Below are 16,720 nucleotides of genomic sequence, written 5' to 3'. Positions count from 1 at the left end.
GGATCAGCGGCCAGGTGTTCGTCGTGTACGGCGGGATGGTGGCGCTGCTCGCGCCGCCGACCGTCGAGGCCCGGTTCGACGATCCACAGTGGACACCACAGTCACTGGACGCGACCCTCGGCGCGTACTTCGACGACCGCGACCCCGGCAGGACCTTCTCCGCAACCGAGCTGATGTCGTTGAAGGAGGAGCGATGACGCTGAGCCTGAGCCCTCGCCGCGACGAGATCGGCCTGAAGGACGGGGCGCTGCTGGTCGATGGCAAGTGGCGGCCGGCCGCCGACGGCGCCACGTGGACGCACCGCCACCCGGCCACCGGCGAGGCCATTGGCACCATCCCGGTCGCCGGTGAGTCCGATGTGGACGACGCGGTACGGGCCGCCCGGCGTGCCTTCGACGAGGGCGACTGGCCGCACTCCCGTGCGCGCCACAGGATCCAGGTGCTGCTGAGGTACGCGTCGCTGCTGCGTGAGCACGCCGAGGAGCTGCGTGGGCTGCAGGCACTGGACAACGGCGTGCCGCTGATGTTCAGCACCAACATCTACGCGGGGTCGGTCGAGATCGCGGCGGACGTGTTCGCCCACCACGCGGGCTGGGTCGACAAGATCGGCGGCCAGACGCTGCCGCCGTACCAGGGCGGCGACCACCTCGCGATGACCTTCCGCGACCCGATCGGCGTGGTGGCGGCGATCCTGCCGTGGAACGCGCCGTTCCTGCTGTTCGCGCAGAAGCTCGGGCCGGCGCTCGCGGCCGGCTGCACGGTGGTGGTGAAGCCGTCGGAGTTCGCGTCCTTCGCGGTGCTGCGGATGGTGGAGCTGCTCGGCGAGGCCGGCCTGCCAGACGGCGTCGTCAACGTCGTCACCGGGCCGGGCGACCCGACCGGCGAGGCGCTGGTCACGCACCCGTTGGTGGACAAGGTCAGCTTCACCGGCAGCCGGGCCGTCGGCAAGCACATCGTCGAGGCGTCCGCGGGCACCCTGAAGCGCGTCTCGCTGGAGCTGGGCGGCAAGAGCCCGACGCTGGTGTTCCCGGACGCGCCGGACATCGGCTTGGCGGCCATGACCACGGTCGGCACCGTCACCATGGGACTGTCCGGTCAGGCCTGCGTGGCGCACACGCGGGCGCTGGTGCACCGGGACGTCTACGACCAGTTCCTCGGCGCCGCCGAGATGATGGCCGGCGCGGTGACCTACGGCGACCCGTTCGAGCTGAGCACCACGGCCAGCCCGTTGATCAACGCCAGGCAGCTCGACCGCGTGCTCGGGCTCATCGACCGCGGGCGCGAGGCCGGCGCCCGGCTGGTGTGCGGCGGCGAGCGTGCCGGCGGCGACCTGGCCGACGGCAACTTCGTGCGCCCCACCATCTTCGCCGACGTGGACAACGACATGGAGATCGCCCGCGAGGAGGTCTTCGGGCCGGTGCTCGCGGTCATTCCGTTCAGCTCCGACGACGAGGCCGTCCGGATCGCGAACGACACCGACTACGGGCTCGGCGCCGGGCTGTACACGACGGACGCCAGGCGGGCGTTCCGGCTGGCGCGCAGGCTGCGCGCCGGCACGGTGGGGATCAACGGTTTCCAGGTGGAGCCGCACCTGCCGTTCGGTGGTTTCAAACAGTCCGGGCTCGGCCGTGAGGGCGGGCAGAGCGCGTTCGAGGCGTACACCGAGCTCAAGACCGTGCTGATGCCGCTCAGTGAAGAGATGATGTAGACATGGGACGGTTGTCGGGAAAGATCGCACTGATCACGGGCGCCGCCGGCGGCCAGGGCGCGGCCGCCGCGCGCCGGTTCGCCGAGGAGGACGCCCGGGTGGTCGTCGCCGACGTCCGGGACGACGAGGGCAAGGCGCTGGCCGACGAGCTCGGCGCGCACTTCGTGCACCTCGACGTGTCCGAAGAGGACGGTTGGGCGGCGGCGGTCGCCGAGGTGACAGAGGTCTACGCGCCGCCGAACGTGCTCGTCAACAACGCCGGCATCCTGCACTTCGCGCGGCTGCAGGACACCACGCTCGCGGACTACCAGCGGGTCATCCAGATCAACCAGGTCGGCACGTTCCTCGGCATGCGGGCGGTCGTGCGCGGCATGGTCAAGGCGGGCGGCGGCTCGATCATCAACGTGTCCTCCATCGAGGGGCTGCGGGCCGCGCCGCTGCTGAGCGCCTACACGGCCAGCAAGTTCGCGATCCGCGGCATGACGAAGGTCGCGGCGCTGGAGCTGGCCGGCAAGGGAGTGCGGGTCAACTCCGTCCACCCGGGCATGATCGAGACCGGCATGCTGCCGAACGCGCTGGGCGGGCAGGCGGTCGACCTCACGTTCGCCGGGAAGAAGGTGCCGCTCGGGCGGGTCGGCCAGCCGGAGGAGGTGGCCCAGCTGACCGTGTTCCTGGCGAGCGACGAGAGCTCGTACTGCACCGGCGCCGAGTTCGTCGCGGACGGTGGTGTGACGGCGGCACATTCGCTGTCGAGTTTCGGGTAACCACGGCGGTTCCCGCTCGTTGAAACCATTGGGTGATGGCATTGAGCAATGACGCTGCGGTACGTGCCGCGCCTGTGCGAGCCCTCGCCCAGGTCGGCCGGATGTCGACGCTCGCGTGGGAGGTGGCGAGGAACACGCCGCGCCGCCCGTTCCAGTGGCGCGAGCTGATCCAGCAGTGCTGGTTCTTCGCGAGCGTCACGATCCTGCCCACCGCGCTCGTGTCCATCCCGTTCGGTGCGGTCATCGCGTTGCAGCTCGGGTCACTGACCCAGCAGATCGGCGCACAGTCGTTCACCGGCGCGGCGAGCGCCCTCGCGATCGTCCAGCAGGCGAGCCCGCTGATCACGGCGTTGCTCGTGGCCGGCGCGGGCGGCTCGGCCATGTGCGCGGACATCGGCTCCCGCACGATCCGCGAGGAGATCGACGCGCTCGAGGTCCTCGGCGTGTCGCCGGTCCAGCGGCTGATCGTGCCACGGGTGCTCGGTATGACCATCGTGGCCGTGCTGCTCAACGGGCTGGTCAGCGTCGTCGGCGTGGTGGGCGGCTACTACTTCAACGTCGTGATGCAGGGTGGCACCCCCGGCGCGTACCTGGCGTCGTTCAACGCGCTGGCCCAGCTGTCCGACCTGTGGGTGTCCGAGCTCAAGGCCGTGCTGTACGGGTTCGTGGCCGGCACGGTCGCGGCGTACCGCGGGCTGAACCCCGGGCGGGGCCCGAAGGGCGTCGGTGACGCGGTGAACCAGACCGTGGTGGTCACGTTCCTGCTGCTGTTCCTGATCAACGTGGTGATCACGGGGATCTACCTGCAGATCGTTCCCCCGAAGGGAATGTGACGCCCGTGGCCACGGTGGACATTCCGGAGAAGGCGCCACGGCGGCTGGTGACCGTCGCGAACCAGCCGCTCGACGGTCTCGCCACGCTCGGCCAGCAGCTCGCGTTCTACGCCCGCGTCCTCGCCTGGGCACCCCGCACGCTCGCGCACTACCCGCGGGAGATCCTCCGCATCCTGTCGGACGTCTTCTTCGGCTCCGGTGCCCTCGCCGTCATCGGGGGCACGCTCGGCGTGATGATCGGCATGACCGTCTTCACCGGCCTGATCGTCGGCCTCCAGGGCTACTCCGCGTTGAACCAGCTCGGCACGTCCGCCCTGACCGGGTTCATCGCGGCGTACTTCGACACCCGGGAGGTCGCGCCGCTGGCCGCCGGGCTCGCGTTGTCCGCCACCGTGGGGTGCGGGTTCACCGCGCAGCTCGGCGCCATGCGGATCTCCGAGGAGATCGACGCGCTCGAGGTCATGGCGGTGCCGAGCCTGCCGTACCTGGTGACCACCCGGGTGATCGCCGCGGTCGCCGCGGTGATCCCGCTGTACCTGGTGGGGCTGCTGTCGTCCTACGTGGCGTCGCGGCAGGTGACCGTGTGGTTCTACGGCCAGTCCAGCGGCACCTACGACCACTACTTCCATCTGTTCTTACCACCCGAGGACGTGCTGTGGTCGTTCCTCAAGGTGATCGTGTTCAGCGTGGTGATCATCCTCGTGCACTGCTACTACGGCTACACCGCCTCCGGCGGGCCGGCCGGGGTCGGTGTGGCCGTGGGTAGGGCGGTACGCGCCGCGATCGTCGTGCAGATGCTCCTCGACTTCTTCCTCTCCCTGGCCATCTGGGGTGCCACGACGACGGTTCGGATAGCCGGATGAGCGGGCAGTCGATGCGGAAGGAGAAACTCCGCCACCAGCTCTACGGGTTGGTCTTCCTGGTCGTCGCCGGGATGTTCGTCGTGCTGTCGGTCGCCTTCTACCGCAAGACGTTCACCTCGATCGTGCCGGTGACGCTGGAGACCGACCACGTCGGCAACCAGCTGCGGACGGGCGCGGACGTCAAGCTGCGTGGCCTGATCGTCGGCGAGGTGCGGGGCATCGAGCCCGAGGGCGACCACGCGGTGCTCGACCTCGCGATGGATCCCGACCAGATCGAGAAGATCCCGGGCAACGTCACCGCGCGGCTGCTGCCGAAGACACTGTTCGGCGAACGCTACGTGGCACTGCAGACCCCGTCCGTCCCGAGTGGACGGTTGCGGGAGGGCTCGGTCATCGGGCAGGACCGCACCAGCTCGGCCGTGGAGATCGAGCAGGTGCTCGACGACCTCATGCCGGTGCTGCAGGCCGTCCAGCCGGAAAAGCTGTCCGCGACGCTGACCGCCATGTCGACGGCGTTGAAGGGCCAGGGCGAGGACTTCGGCGACACGCTGGTCGACCTCGGCCAGTACCTCGGCCGGCTCGAGCCGTCACTGCCCGACCTGCGGGCGAACATCCAGAAGCTGGCACAGGTCGCGGACACCTACGCGACGGCCGGACCCGAGCTGGTGGCGGCGCTGCGGGACCTGACCATCACGACGCAGACGGTCGTGGAGCAACGCGGCCAGCTCAGCGACCTCTACTCGACGCTGACGAACGCGTCGATCGACCTCGGCAACTTCCTGGCCGCCAACAAGGACAACATCATCGACCTGGCCAGCACCTCGACCTCCACCCTCGCGGTGCTGGCCAAGTACGCGCCCGAGTACCCGTGCCTGCTCAAGCAGCTGGTCGACGCGATTCCCAGCGCGGACCGGGCGTTCGGCAAGGGCACGGACACGCCGGACGTCACCAGGGTGACCATCGAGATCACGGCCAGCCGCGGCAAGTACCTGCCGGGCGTGGACACCCCGCGGTACGACGACAAACGCGGGCCGCGCTGCTATCCGGTGGCGCATCCGCCGGCGGTGTTCCCGCAGTACCCGGAGGGCGGCGGGCTGAAGGACGGCTCGTCCAAGCCGCCGGCGCCGCACAACAACCGCCCACAGGACTTCCCGAACACGCTGCCGCAGTCGCTGACGAGCCAGCCGCGGATCGCCAACAGCCCGGCCGAGCAGCAGCTGATCGCCGCGCTGGTCGCACCCGGCCTCGGCGTGCAGCCCTCGCAGGTGCCGTCGTGGAGCTCCCTGCTGGTGGGACCGCTGTTCCGTGGCACGGAGGTGACCGTCCAGTGAGCGGAGCATTCCGGCGCCACGGAACGGGGAAGGCGGTGTCATGAGGAACTTCGTCGCGCCGCTGGTGAAGATGGTCGTGTTCGCGGCCGTGACCATCACGCTGACCGCCCTGCTGGGCCTCACGATCGCGAACAGCACCCTCGGTGCGACCACCGGCTACACGGCCAGGTTCGCCGACGCGACGGGCCTGAACGTCGGCGACGACATCCGGATGTCCGGGGTCAGGATCGGACAGGTCACCGACATCTCGGTGGCGGAGAACAGGTACGCGGACGTGCGCTTCGACATCGAGGCGAGCCGGGTGCTGCCGCGCATGGTCACCGCGACCATCAAGTACCGCAACATGATCGGTCAGCGGTACGTGTCACTGGGCCTCGGCGCGGGCGACACGAACGCGGTGCTGCGCCCCGGTGACACCATTCCGGTCTCGCGGACCCAGCCGGCCCTGAACCTGACGCAGCTGTTCAACGGCTTCCAGCCGCTGTTCCAGGCGTTGCAGCCCGGGGACGTGAACAGGCTGGCTGGCGAGCTGATCCAGGTGCTGCAGGGCGAGGGCGGCACGATCGACAGCGTGCTGGCGCACACCGCGTCACTGGCGTCGACGGTGGCGAGCAAGGACCAGGTGATCGGTCAGGTCATCGACAACCTGAACACCGTGCTGACGACGGTGAACGACCGCACGAACGAGGTGTCCGGCCTCATCGACCAGCTACAGCAGCTGGCGACCGGCCTGGCCCAGCAACGCGGCTCGATCGGCAACGCGATCGGCGCGCTGGGTGAGCTGACGACGTCGACGGCCGGTCTGCTGTCGTCGGTTCGCCCGCCGCTCAAGGACGACATCGCCGCGCTGGGCGACCTGGCGGGAACGCTTGCCGACCACGGAGACACGGTGGACAGGTTCCTGGCCGGCCTGCCGCACAAGGTCGAGACGATCAACCGCGTGTCGAGCTACGGCGGTTGGTACAACTACTACCTCTGCAGCATGAGCGGGCGAGTCGGCGTGTCGGACCTGGGGATCTCCGTGGACCTCCCGCTGATCCCCGTGCCCGGCACCCCGATGGCGAAGAGGTGCCAATGAGCGTCGAGGCAGCGGCCGGCACGGAGCCGGGACGGGGGCGGCGATGAAACGGCTCAAGGACAGGGACCAGGCCGCCGTCGGCGCCGTCACGCTCGTGCTCATCGCGTTGGGGATGCTGGTCGCGTTCAACGCCGACGACCTGCCGATCATCGGTGGCGGCACCACCTACACGGCCGAGTTCCGCGAGTCCGCCGGGCTGCGGCCGGGCAACGAGGTGCGGCTCGCCGGCGTCAAGGTCGGCGCCGTCCGCGACGTGGAGCTCGTCCGTAACAAGGTGGTCGTCGACTTCCGGGTCAAGGACGTCAGCCTCGGCGACCGGAGCACCGTGTCCATCGAGATCAAGACCCTGCTGGGGGACAAGTACCTCGCCATCTCCTCGGCCGGCCGGGAGCCGCAGAGTGCCAACGTCCCGATCCCCGTCGACCGGACGCGGACCCCGTTCGACATCGTTCCCGCGGTCGGCAAGCTCTCCCAGACCGTCGACCAGATCGACACCGGGCAGCTCGCCCAGAGCTTCCAGGTGCTCTCCGACACCTTTGCCAACTCCCCGCAGCACATCAGGGACACCCTCACCGGCCTGTCGCAGATCTCGTCCGTACTGTCCACAAGGGACGAACAGCTCCGCACCCTGCTGGCCAACACGGCCGGCTTCAGCAAGACCCTCGCCGACCGGGACGACCAGCTGAAGAAGCTGTTCGGCGACGCGTCGCTCCTGCTCGGCGAGCTCCAGTTCCGGCGCGACGCCGTGCACTCGCTGCTGACCGGCACCACCAACCTCGCGGGCGAGCTGCGTGGCCTGGTCGCGGACAACCAGGCGCAGCTCAACCCGGTGCTGACCGACCTGGACAGGGTCACCACGATCCTGTCCGACAACCAGAAGAACCTCAACGACAGCCTGCACTCGCTCGCGCCGTACGTCCGGATGTTCAACAACGTCGTCGGCAACGGCCGCTGGTTCGAGGGCTATATCTGCGGTCTGCTGCCACCCACCACCGACCTCGGGATATTCGACATCAACCCGCAGGGCTGCGAACCGCCGCTCGCGTACACGGGCGGTGGCCGATGAACGTGCGCGCCATGCTGACGGAGAACCGGACCAGCCGCCGGGCCGCGCTGGTCGCGGTCTACGCGGTCGCGATCATCCTGGTGGTCGCGTTCGCGCTGTGGTGGGTCACGATGCGCCCCACCGGCACCAGGATCACCGCGTACTTCTCGAAGACCGTCGGGGTGTACTCGGGTTCCGAGGTCAAGGTGCTCGGCGTCGGCGTCGGCCGGATCACGTCCGTTACCCCGCAGGGCGACCGGGTGCGGGTCGAGATGACCGTGGACGACGGCGTCGAGATCCCGGCCGGCGCGCAGGCGGTCGTCGTCGCGCCGTCGCTGGTCAGCGACCGGTACGTGCAGCTGACGCCGGCCTACGAGGCCGGTCCGCTCATGAAGAGCGGCACCGTGATCCCGCTCGACCGCACCGCCACGCCCGTCGAGCTGGACGACCTGACCGCCAGCGTCAACGACCTCGCCACCGCGCTCGGCCCCAACGGCGCCAACAAGGACGGCGCGCTGTCCAACGTGCTCGACACGGCCGCCGCGAACCTCGCCGGCAACGGCGAGCTGTTCAACCAGACCATGCGGCAGCTCTCCCAGGCCGCCGACACGCTCGCGGACTCGCGCGGCGACCTGTTCGCGACCGTCGACAACCTCAACACGTTCACCACGGCACTGGCCGAGAGCGACGCGCAGGTCCGGGACTTCAACGACAAGCTCGCCGACGTGAGCGGGTACCTGGCCGACGACCGGGACGAACTCGGCACGGCGTTGAGCTCGCTGAGTGTCGCGCTCACGGAGGTGCAGTCCTTCATCGCGAACAACAAGGACCTGATCGCGTCCAATGTGGACAATCTGACCGGCGTGACCCAGGCGCTCGTCGACCAGCGGGCGGCCGTCGCGGAGATCCTCGACGTCGCGCCGCTCGCCATGTCGAACTTCCTGAACACCTACGACGCGGCGTCCGCGTCGTTCGCGATCCGGGGCAACCTCAACGAGCTGACGTACCCGCCGGTGCTGCTGCTGTGCCGCACCCTCAAGGCGGCGACCCCGGTCCAGCTGCCGAAGACGCTCAGCGACCTGTGCCTGCAGCTCGCCCCGTACCTCGACGGCACGTTGAAGCTCCCCACCCCGGCCGAGGCGATCCGCGCGCTGGAACAGGGACAGCTGCCACCGCTGCCCATCCCACTCGTCGACCTCACCGGCGCGGTCGCGGCAGGTGGGCGATGAGCGGCGCGATCCACCGGTCCATGAGGCGACTCCTGTTGCCGGCACTGACGTTCGTGCTCGCCGGGTGCGGCTCCGGCGGGTTCTCGGGCATGTACCAGCTGCCCCTGCCCGGCGGCGCGGACGTCGGCGACCACCCCTACCACGTCGTCGCGCACTTCGGCGACGTCCTCGACCTCGTGCCGCACGCGGGGGTCAAGGTCCACGACGTCGCGGTCGGCCGAGTGGAGAAGATCGAGCTGGCCAGGGACAACAGGACCGCGGTCGTGACCATGCTGGTGAACGGCGACGTGCACCTGCCGGCCAACGCGGGCGCCGAGCTGCGTCAGTCCTCCCTGCTGGGTGAGAAGTTCGTCGAGCTGAACTCGCCGGACACGGCCGAGGGGACGCTCGGGGACGGTGCGGTGATCCCGATCGACCGCACCAACCGCAACCCGGAGATCGAGGAGGTGCTCGGCGCGTTGTCGTTGCTGCTCAACGGAGGCGGCATCGGGCAGCTGTCGACCATCGTGGCCGAGGTGAACAAGGCCCTCGACGGCAACGAGCCCGAGTTGCGGGCCACACTGTCCAACATAGACACCGTGGTGAAGGTGCTCGACGGCGAGAAGGACGACATCACGAAGGCCATCGACGCACTCGGCCGCCTGTCGGCGAACCTGGCCGCGCAGACCGGCGACATCAAGGTCGCGCTCGACAAGCTGGGACCCGGGCTGGCGATCGTCAACGAGCAGCGGGACCAGCTCGTCACCATGCTGAACGCCCTGGAGAACCTGGTCGAGGTCGCGGTCGACACGGTGAACCGCAGCCGCGACGACCTCGCCGACGACCTCCGGCTGCTGGCGCCCACACTGCAGCAGCTCGCCAAGTCCGGCGCCGACCTGCCGAACTCGTTGCAGTTCCTGGTGACCTACCCGTTCACCGACTACTTCCTCAACACCGTCAAGGGCGACTACGTCAACGTGGACGTCACGTTCGACCTGGACCTGTCCGGGCTGCTCCAGAACATCGAGAACGCGAGCACGCCGCTGATCCCGATCCCCGGCGTGACCCCGACGCAGACCCCGGCGCCCCCGTCGAGCTCCGAGCCGCTGCTGCCGATCCCGACCGTGCCGACGTCACCGGGGTCGTCACCGGGCGGGCTCCTCGGTGTGCTCGGCTCGCTGCTGGGTGGTGGTCACTGATGTTGTTGCGGGGAACCAAGGTCCGGTTGTTCCTGTTCGCTTTGATCGCGGTGGTCGGCATCGTCTACGTCGGCGGCACGTATGCGGGACTGGACAGGCTGTTCGGCGCGCGCGGCTACCGGGTGACCGTGCAGCTGGCCGACTCCGGCGGCATCTTCCCGAACGCCGAGGTCACCTACCGCGGCGTGGCCGTCGGCCGGGTCGAGCGGCTGGTGCTGTCGGACACCGGCGTGAACGTGATCCTCGACATCGAGGACGGCACGCCGTCGATCCCGGCCGACGCGAGGGCCGTGGTCGCGAACCGGTCGGCGGTGGGTGAGCAGTACGTCGACCTGCAACCGCCCGGCGACCACGGCCCGTACCTGGCGGACGGCTCGGTCATTCCCGTGGCCCGCACCAGGACGCCGTCCGGCCCGGAGGTGCTGTTGTCCAATCTGGACGATCTGGTGACGAGCGTGCCGCGGGACTCGTTGCGTACCACGGTGGACGAGCTGTACCTGGCGTTCCAGAACTCGGGCCCGGCGCTGCGGGTGCTGCTCGACAGCGCGGGCAGGCTGACGTCGACGGCGACCGCGCACCTGCCGCAGACGGTGTCGCTGCTGGCGAACGGGCGGGTCGTGCTGGACACGCAGGCCGCGCAGTCGCGCCAGATCCTGGACTACAGCTCGTCGCTGCACCTGCTGGCCGAACAGCTGAAGACCTCGAACCCCGACCTGCGCAACCTGATCAACGTGACGCCGACCGTCGCCGTGCAGGTGAACGACATTCTGCGCGACTCCGGTCAGGACCTCGGCGTGATCGTTGCGAACCTGTTGACCACCATGCAGATCACCGCCACCCGCACCGACGCGATCGAGGAGCTGCTGGTGGCCTTCCCGATGATCACGGCCACCGCCCCCGGCGCGAACCCGGACGGCACCGGCCACCTGGGCCTGGTGCTGACGTTCAACGACCCGTTCTCGTGCACGAAGGGGTACGAGGGCACGAAGCAGCGCGGCGCCGACCAGACCGAGGACGTGCCGGTGAACGAACAGGCCTACTGCGCCGAGCCGCCGGGCAGTCCGACCGGCGTCCGCGGCTCGCAGAACGCCCCGTACGGCGGGAAACCCGTGGAGGTCCCGGCCCAGGCGACGGCGCCGCGACCGGGGACGCCGGGCCTGCCGGGCATCCTGTCCTGGCCGGGCGGCCCGCCGACCACCCTCGCCGGCCTGCTCGCTCTCCCGGCCTGAGCCACTCGCTCAGGGCAGCCCCAGCTGCAACCGGTTGGCCTCGCGGACCGCGTCGCCCAGCTCCGGGTACTCGACGGTCGCGATGCCCGCCGCGGTCAGGTCCTCCGCGCCCTCGCCCACGACGAACGTGTCCGGTTCGCGCAACGCGAAGACCACGCGGGGAATGCCGGCCGCGCGGATCAGCCGGCTGCACGACGCCGGCCGCGACTTCCTGCGGTCGCAGGGTTCCAGTGAGCTGTACATGGTCGCCGTACGCAGGCGCGGATCGTCGGCCGCGAGCTTGGCCAGGGCCGCCTCCTCGGCGTGGACCAGGTCGTCGGTCTCGCGGGAGTAGCCCGTCGCGAGGACCTCGCCGGCCGGGTCGACGATGACCGCGCCGACGCTGAACGCCGTGGTGGACGGGGGACATTGGTGGGAAAGCTCGATCGCCTCGGTGAGCCAGTGCCGGTCGATCGCCGGCTCGCTCAGCAGGTACCGGTGCAGCACGACGTTTCCGATGGTCGCCACCGACGCGAGGACGGCCCGGTCGCCCCCGGTCCGGGGGAACCGTCCATCGTGGACGAAGCGCGGCGCGGTGGAGTCGCCGACGAAGAACGGGGCGATCACCAGCTGCAGTTCGTCGGCGAGCCCCGCGGTCAGGAACCCGGTGAGCACCCGGCCGCCGCCCTCGACCATGAGCCGTTCGACGCCGCGGTCCGCCAGCTCCCTGACGACCGCGTCGAGCGGGCCGTGCGTGACCAGCGCGTCGCCGTCGGCGCGGAAGGCCGCGCCGGCCGGCGGCTCCCGCGACGAGAGGATCACCTTCAGCGGCGTCGCGGGCTTCCCGGCCGCCTCGCGTGCCGCGCGGCGGGCCGGAGAGCGGACCGACAGGCGCGGGTCGTCGCGGCGGATCGTGTTGGCGCCGACCAGGATCGCGTCCACACCGGCCCGTTCCGCGTCGACGCGGTCGAGGTCGGCGGCGTTGGACAGGACGAGCCGTTTCTCCGTCGCGTCGTCGAGGTAGCCGTCGAGGGAGATCGCGCAGCTCAGCAGCACATACATGATGTCGCCTACTATCGCAGACATGTCCTTCTCCGGTGAGATCAGCGCGACGTACCGGCCGGCGGCGACCGACCCCGAGCTGAGTGGTCCCAAGGTGGACACGAAGTTCCTGGCCACGGGAAAGATGACCGGTGGGGACTTCGGTCTGTTCCAGTGGGACATGCGGCCTGCGGCGGGCGGACCGGCCGCGCACTACCACAAGACCTTCTCCGAGAGCTTCTACGTCCTGGACGGGAAGGTGCGCCTCTTCGACGGCGCGAACTGGGTCACCGCGGTGAAGGGCGACTACCTGTACGTCCCACCGAACGGCATCCACGCGTTCCGCAACGAGAGCGACGAGTTCGCGTCGATGCTGATCCTGTTCGCGCCGGGCCCGCCGCGCGAGAGGTACTTCACGGAACTGGCCGAGATCCGCACGTCCGGTCGCCAGCTGAGCGACGAGGAGTTCACGGAGTTCCTCGCCGGCCACGACCAGTACATGGTCTGACCTGCCGGTCCGCCACGGTGTGACCCATGTCCGGTTGACGTGCCCGGGCCGACGTCTACCCTCGGTTTTGAACACGTTCAACTCCGGGGGGCGAGCACATGAGGATCGTGGTCACGGGTGGGAGCGGACACCTCGGCGGGCTGCTTCGGCGCGGGCTGGGGCACGACGTGACGATCGTGAGCCGCGGCGAGGGAGTGCGGTGGGACGGCCGCACCCTGGACCCGCGGGTGGTGGACGGCGCGGACGCGGTGGTCAACCTCGCCGGCCGCACCGTGAACTGCCGCTACACGCCGGAGAACCTGAGGGAGATGACGTCGTCCCGGGTCGACTCGACACGTGCGGTCGGCGAGGCGGTGGCCAAGGCGGAGAACCCGCCGCGGGTGTGGCTGCAGATGAGCACGGCCACGATCTACGCCCACCGCTTCGACGCGCCGAACGACGAGGCCACCGGGATCCTCGGCGGCGCGGAGCCGGACGTGCCGCGGTACTGGGACGTCAGCGTCGACATCGCGCGGAGGTGGGAGGCCGAACTGGACGAGGCCGACACCCCGGCCACGCGGAAGGTCGCGCTCCGCACGGCCATGGTCATGAGCCCGGGCCGGGGCGGCGTGTTCAACGCGTTGCGGCGCCTGGCGATGCTCGGCCTCGGCGGCCCGGTCGCGGGCGGCCGGCAGTACATGTCGTGGCTGCACGGGGAGGACTTCGTGCGCGCCGTGCGTTTCCTGCTGGACACGGAACTGTCCGGCCCGGTCAACCTCGCGGCACCGAACCCGTCGCCGTACAAGGACTTCATGCGCGACCTGCGCAGGGCCGGCGGCATCCCGGTCGGTCTGCCCGCCACGCGCTGGATGGCGGAGCTCGGCGCGTGGGTCGCCCGCTCGGACACCGAGCTCCTGCTGAAGAGCCGCCGCGTCGTGCCAACCCGCTTGCTGGCGGCCGGTTTCACGTTCGAGTACCCGACCTGGCCGGTGGCCGCGCGCGATCTCGTGGCACGGTAGGGCAATGGATCTGCACACCGCGGCCGAGCGTGGCACCGCCGGCCAGGTGGCCGCGCTCGCGGCCGAGGCGCCGGACGTCGACGGGCTGGCGTGGGGCCGAACCCCGCTCTGGCGGGCCGTCTTCGAGAACAAGCCGGACAACGCGCGGGCACTCGTCGCGGCGGGCGCCGACCCGTACCGGGAGATGATGGCCGGCTGGTCACCCGCGCGCCTGGCCGCCGCCGGGCCGACACCGGACCTCTTCGGGCCGCCCGCCGAACTGTCCTCGGCGGAGACCGAGATGGTCGCCGAGGCGCGCCGGCTCGCGGCCGCGTTGGGGAGTGTCGTCGAGGAGGGCATCGGCCTGGCCTGTGTCGCCGGCATCGACGTCGCCGAGGCCACGCGGCGGCTGGCGGGGACGAGCTGTGCGGAGGAGGACACCCTCGACGTCGTCGGCGTCACCGGCGTGCCGGGTGGCGTCGTCGTGATGCAGCCGTACGGCTACCGGCCGCAGGACACGGACGTGCACGAGCGGCTCTCGGCCGGCACCGTCTGCTACGGCCTCTACGAGAACCCGAAGAGCGGCAGCCAGGGGTCCGTCTCCCGTGACGGCGAGCTGCTCGAGGGCGACCTGGTCCCGGGCGGCGACCCCGCGGACGACGACTCCGCCCGCGAGGTCCTGCTCGCCTACCTGCACCGCGACGACTCGGTCGCCTACGCCTGCGCGTACCCCGGGCTGCGCCTCACCGACGCCCGCGCGGTCGTCGGCCCGCCGGACGTCTGGCTGCGGCTGCCGGATGTGCACGAAACCGCAACTCGGGATGTCTGAACGCGGGACTCGGGGTGTCTGAACGCGCGACTCGCGGTGTTTGAACGCGGGACTCGCGGGTTAGCTTGCTGTGCGGCGGATTCGGCCCTCGTAGAGGGCTTCCAGCTTGATGTTGCGTTCGTGGCCGCCTGGCACGTTGTTCGACACGTACACCGGTGGGTCGTAGTCGGAGTCCAGCAGCAGCTTGACGGTCTCCGCCACCATCATCTGCACCAGCAACCCGGCGGTGAGCGACGAGACCCCGCCCACCGACGTGTCGTCCGGCAGCGGGAGGAGCGTGTCGCCGAACGGCGCGCCGTTGTCCAGCGTCACGTCGGCCAGGTCCGACAGCCGCTTCCCGGACTCGTGCCGGGCCGGCACCTGGCTGCTGTGCTGCAACGACGTGATCGCGACCAGCTTGTGGCCGGCCGACGTCACGATGTGCGCCATCTCCACGACCGACGAGTTCACGCCGGAGCTGGACGCGATCACGAACACGTCCTGCGGGCGTGGCGCGGCCAGCTCGTACAGCCGGGACACCACGTCCCCGCGCCGCTCCAGCATCGGGTCCGCGAGCACGGCCGGGTCCTCGCCGCCGAACTGCACCAGGTCGGTCAGGGCGATGCGGTTCGACGGGACCAGGCCGCCTGCGCGGCCGGCGATCTCCAGGGCGGTGCCCTGCGAGTGACCGGTGCCGAAGGCCTGGATGACCCCGTTGTTCCGCACCGAAGCGGCCAGCAGCGCGGCCGCGGGGCCGACGTCGGTGGCGGCGATGGCGGTCAGCCGTTCGAGAAGGGCGGCGGCGGACGCCGTGGCGGAGACGGTCATGGCGCCGTCACCGCCGCGACCGAGAAACGCACGACCTCCGTGATGAGCTCGTCCAACGTGATCCTTCCCCGGTTGAGCGAGTAGTGGTGCACCAGTTCGTTCACCGACGCGATGACCGCCAGCGCCGGCAGCGTGAAGTCCCGCGGTTCGGCCTCGCCGCGCAGCACCGCGCGGTCCGCCTCGCGGACCATGAAGTCCCACCACTTCTTGCGCCACGCCATGCGGTGCTTCTCCACGGTGTTGCTCACGCCGATCATCTCGACGTACGCGACCCGCGCCAACCGCGTGTCAGCTGCCATGGTCTGGATGAACGTGCGCACGGCCAGTTCGAAGCGTTCCGCCAGTGCGGCGTCGGCGGCGTCCTCGAACGCGGTGGTCACCGCCGCGAACGAGCGCTCGTTCGCCCGCTTGTGCAAGGCGATCAGCAGGTCCTCCCGCGAGGAGAACTCCTCGTAGAAGTTGCGCGTGGACACACCCGCGTGCGTGCACAGCTTCTCGATCGACGTGGCCGCGTAGCCGTCGCCGCCGAACAGCTGAAGCCCGGCCTCCATCAGCCGCTCTCTCCGTTCGGCTCTCCGGTCGGCTGCGGAGCGACCGCCGTAGGTGCGCCGAGCCATCGCCTCGGTACGCGGCATGCCGTTGGTCCTTCCCCGTCGCTAAAGCAGTGCGAAGAGAAAGGCTACTGGCACGTGACCAGGCAGGACAACGAGGCTGTTGCCCAACAAACCTGCAACCAGGCCGGTATCGTGCTTTCCCACGACGAAATCGCGGGTTCGCGAGGACCGCGCTCCGCCGACGGACAACGCGTTCGGGTGATCGTCGGCGAGTTGGTCACGCTTGGTTCAGCTCTTCTGTGTCCGGAGACCTTCCGCGAGCGCCTCCAGGGCGGGTAGTGCGTTCCGTAGAGCGTCGGTCACGTCCGGTGACAAACTGTCCAGGATCTGTCCGACCGTCGCCGTGCGCGCCGCGATGATGCGTTCGTGGACGACGCGGCCGCGGTCGGTGGCCTCCAGCTGCACGGCACGCTGGTCGTTCGGGTTCGGCAGGCGGCGCGCGAGGCCGTCGTCGACCAGCTTGGCGACCACACGGGACAGCATGGTCGGGTTGAGGCCCTCGATCTCGGCCAGTTCGGTCATGCCGATCGGTGCGCGGTGTGCGACCAGGGCCAGCACGGAGGCCTGGGTCGGTGTCAGGTTCTCGCTGACCGGGGCGGCGTTCAGCAGCCGGGCCAGCCGGCCGATGACCCGGCGCAGACGGGTCACGTTCTCGGCATCCACTTAACCAAACTCCCTGACGACTGGTTGGTCACACACTCTTGGTT

Annotated in this window: 17 protein-coding genes and 1 pseudogene; 14 read left to right on the top strand and 4 right to left on the bottom strand. The window is 70.0% G+C overall.

Features of this window, described 5'->3' with window-relative positions; genetic code table 11:
* The 11 genes and pseudogenes from VET29_RS20970 to VET29_RS20920 form a co-directional block, all read left to right on the top strand.
* Positions 1–197 (top strand): annotated as a pseudogene (locus tag VET29_RS20970) (short chain dehydrogenase); the annotation flags it as partial.
* Complete coding sequence (locus VET29_RS20965; RefSeq protein ID WP_324923039.1) at positions 194–1,708, top strand: aldehyde dehydrogenase family protein; 1,515 nt, start codon at positions 194–196, stop codon at positions 1,706–1,708. The pseudogene VET29_RS20970 and the gene VET29_RS20965, both read left to right, overlap by 4 nt.
* Positions 1,709–1,710: 2 nt before the next feature.
* On the top strand, positions 1,711–2,472 hold the full coding sequence (locus VET29_RS20960; RefSeq protein WP_324923037.1) for a glucose 1-dehydrogenase: 762 nt from the start codon (positions 1,711–1,713) through the stop codon (positions 2,470–2,472).
* A gap of 101 nt (positions 2,473–2,573) precedes the next feature.
* Positions 2,574–3,305 (top strand): MlaE family ABC transporter permease, encoded by a 732-nt coding sequence (locus VET29_RS20955; protein WP_407778887.1) that lies wholly within the window; start codon positions 2,574–2,576, stop codon positions 3,303–3,305.
* 44 nt (positions 3,306–3,349) lie between these two features.
* Positions 3,350–4,168 (top strand): ABC transporter permease, encoded by an 819-nt coding sequence (locus VET29_RS20950; RefSeq protein WP_324923043.1) that lies wholly within the window; start codon positions 3,350–3,352, stop codon positions 4,166–4,168.
* The gene (locus tag VET29_RS20945) at positions 4,165–5,499 is read left to right on the top strand and encodes an MCE family protein (RefSeq protein WP_414636547.1); all 1,335 of its coding nucleotides are present in this window, start codon (positions 4,165–4,167) and stop codon (positions 5,497–5,499) included. The genes VET29_RS20950 and VET29_RS20945 overlap by 4 nt, the downstream gene beginning before the upstream one ends.
* Before the next feature lie 40 nt (positions 5,500–5,539).
* Positions 5,540–6,577: an MCE family protein gene (locus tag VET29_RS20940; RefSeq protein ID WP_324923033.1), complete on the top strand. Its 1,038-nt coding sequence runs from the start codon at positions 5,540–5,542 to the stop codon at positions 6,575–6,577.
* A gap of 43 nt (positions 6,578–6,620) precedes the next feature.
* Complete coding sequence (locus tag VET29_RS20935; protein ID WP_324923031.1) at positions 6,621–7,643, top strand: MCE family protein; 1,023 nt, start codon at positions 6,621–6,623, stop codon at positions 7,641–7,643.
* Positions 7,640–8,851, top strand: coding sequence for an MCE family protein (locus VET29_RS20930; RefSeq protein WP_324923029.1), 1,212 nt, complete (start codon positions 7,640–7,642; stop codon positions 8,849–8,851). Before VET29_RS20935 ends, VET29_RS20930 begins: the two co-directional genes overlap by 4 nt.
* 20 nt (positions 8,852–8,871) lie before the next feature.
* Positions 8,872–10,029, top strand: a complete 1,158-nt coding sequence (locus VET29_RS20925; protein ID WP_324923027.1) for an MCE family protein — start codon at positions 8,872–8,874, stop codon at positions 10,027–10,029.
* Complete coding sequence (locus VET29_RS20920) at positions 10,029–11,258, top strand: MlaD family protein (protein ID WP_324923025.1); 1,230 nt, start codon at positions 10,029–10,031, stop codon at positions 11,256–11,258. The genes VET29_RS20925 and VET29_RS20920 overlap by 1 nt, the downstream gene beginning before the upstream one ends.
* A 9-nt stretch (positions 11,259–11,267) precedes the next feature.
* On the opposite strand, the gene VET29_RS20915 is transcribed toward VET29_RS20920, so the two are convergent.
* Positions 11,268–12,323, bottom strand: coding sequence for a dihydrofolate reductase family protein (locus VET29_RS20915; protein ID WP_324923023.1), 1,056 nt, complete (start codon positions 12,321–12,323; stop codon positions 11,268–11,270).
* Between VET29_RS20915 and VET29_RS20910 the strand changes: the two genes are divergently transcribed.
* The 3 genes from VET29_RS20910 to VET29_RS20900 all read left to right on the top strand — a co-directional run bounded on the left by VET29_RS20910 (position 12,322) and on the right by VET29_RS20900 (position 14,592).
* Positions 12,322–12,786, top strand: coding sequence for a cupin domain-containing protein (locus VET29_RS20910; protein ID WP_324923021.1), 465 nt, complete (start codon positions 12,322–12,324; stop codon positions 12,784–12,786). The genes VET29_RS20915 and VET29_RS20910 overlap by 2 nt on opposite strands.
* Before the next feature lie 98 nt (positions 12,787–12,884).
* Complete coding sequence (locus tag VET29_RS20905) at positions 12,885–13,784, top strand: epimerase (RefSeq protein WP_324923019.1); 900 nt, start codon at positions 12,885–12,887, stop codon at positions 13,782–13,784.
* Positions 13,785–13,788: 4 nt separating this feature from the next.
* Positions 13,789–14,592, top strand: coding sequence for a hypothetical protein (locus tag VET29_RS20900; protein ID WP_324923017.1), 804 nt, complete (start codon positions 13,789–13,791; stop codon positions 14,590–14,592).
* 60 nt (positions 14,593–14,652) lie between these two features.
* Here VET29_RS20900 and VET29_RS20895 read toward each other — a convergent pair whose 3' ends face one another.
* The 3 genes from VET29_RS20895 to VET29_RS20885 form a co-directional block, all read right to left on the bottom strand.
* The gene (locus VET29_RS20895) at positions 14,653–15,399 is read right to left on the bottom strand and encodes a sugar isomerase domain-containing protein (RefSeq protein WP_324923015.1); all 747 of its coding nucleotides are present in this window, start codon (positions 15,397–15,399) and stop codon (positions 14,653–14,655) included.
* Positions 15,396–16,034, bottom strand: coding sequence for a TetR/AcrR family transcriptional regulator (locus VET29_RS20890; RefSeq protein ID WP_324923013.1), 639 nt, complete (start codon positions 16,032–16,034; stop codon positions 15,396–15,398). The genes VET29_RS20895 and VET29_RS20890 overlap by 4 nt, the downstream gene beginning before the upstream one ends.
* A gap of 207 nt (positions 16,035–16,241) precedes the next feature.
* Positions 16,242–16,676 (bottom strand): MarR family transcriptional regulator, encoded by a 435-nt coding sequence (locus VET29_RS20885; protein WP_324923011.1) that lies wholly within the window; start codon positions 16,674–16,676, stop codon positions 16,242–16,244.
* Positions 16,677–16,720: the final 44 nt, after the last annotated feature.

The organism is Actinophytocola sp., assembly GCF_035634895.1.
GTDB lineage: Bacteria > Actinomycetota > Actinomycetes > Mycobacteriales > Pseudonocardiaceae > Actinophytocola.
The sequence above is the reverse complement of the archived record's forward strand: the minus strand, read 5'-3'. Positions and strand labels throughout refer to the sequence as shown.

Coding starts and splice junctions, on each gene's coding strand:
- VET29_RS20965 (WP_324923039.1), top strand. CDS start 194: ATGACGCTGAGCCTGAGCCCTCGCCGCGACGAGATCGGCCTGAAGGAC.
- VET29_RS20960 (WP_324923037.1), top strand. CDS start 1,711: ATGGGACGGTTGTCGGGAAAGATCGCACTGATCACGGGCGCCGCCGGC.
- VET29_RS20955 (WP_407778887.1), top strand. CDS start 2,574: ATGTCGACGCTCGCGTGGGAGGTGGCGAGGAACACGCCGCGCCGCCCG.
- VET29_RS20945 (WP_414636547.1), top strand. CDS start 4,165: ATGAGCGGGCAGTCGATGCGGAAGGAGAAACTCCGCCACCAGCTCTAC.
- VET29_RS20940 (WP_324923033.1), top strand. CDS start 5,540: ATGAGGAACTTCGTCGCGCCGCTGGTGAAGATGGTCGTGTTCGCGGCC.
- VET29_RS20935 (WP_324923031.1), top strand. CDS start 6,621: ATGAAACGGCTCAAGGACAGGGACCAGGCCGCCGTCGGCGCCGTCACG.
- VET29_RS20930 (WP_324923029.1), top strand. CDS start 7,640: ATGAACGTGCGCGCCATGCTGACGGAGAACCGGACCAGCCGCCGGGCC.
- VET29_RS20925 (WP_324923027.1), top strand. CDS start 8,872: ATGAGGCGACTCCTGTTGCCGGCACTGACGTTCGTGCTCGCCGGGTGC.
- VET29_RS20920 (WP_324923025.1), top strand. CDS start 10,029: ATGTTGTTGCGGGGAACCAAGGTCCGGTTGTTCCTGTTCGCTTTGATC.
- VET29_RS20910 (WP_324923021.1), top strand. CDS start 12,322: ATGTCCTTCTCCGGTGAGATCAGCGCGACGTACCGGCCGGCGGCGACC.
- VET29_RS20915 (WP_324923023.1), bottom strand. CDS start 12,323: ATGTCTGCGATAGTAGGCGACATCATGTATGTGCTGCTGAGCTGCGCG.
- VET29_RS20905 (WP_324923019.1), top strand. CDS start 12,885: ATGAGGATCGTGGTCACGGGTGGGAGCGGACACCTCGGCGGGCTGCTT.
- VET29_RS20900 (WP_324923017.1), top strand. CDS start 13,789: ATGGATCTGCACACCGCGGCCGAGCGTGGCACCGCCGGCCAGGTGGCC.
- VET29_RS20895 (WP_324923015.1), bottom strand. CDS start 15,399: ATGACCGTCTCCGCCACGGCGTCCGCCGCCGCCCTTCTCGAACGGCTG.
- VET29_RS20890 (WP_324923013.1), bottom strand. CDS start 16,034: ATGCCGCGTACCGAGGCGATGGCTCGGCGCACCTACGGCGGTCGCTCC.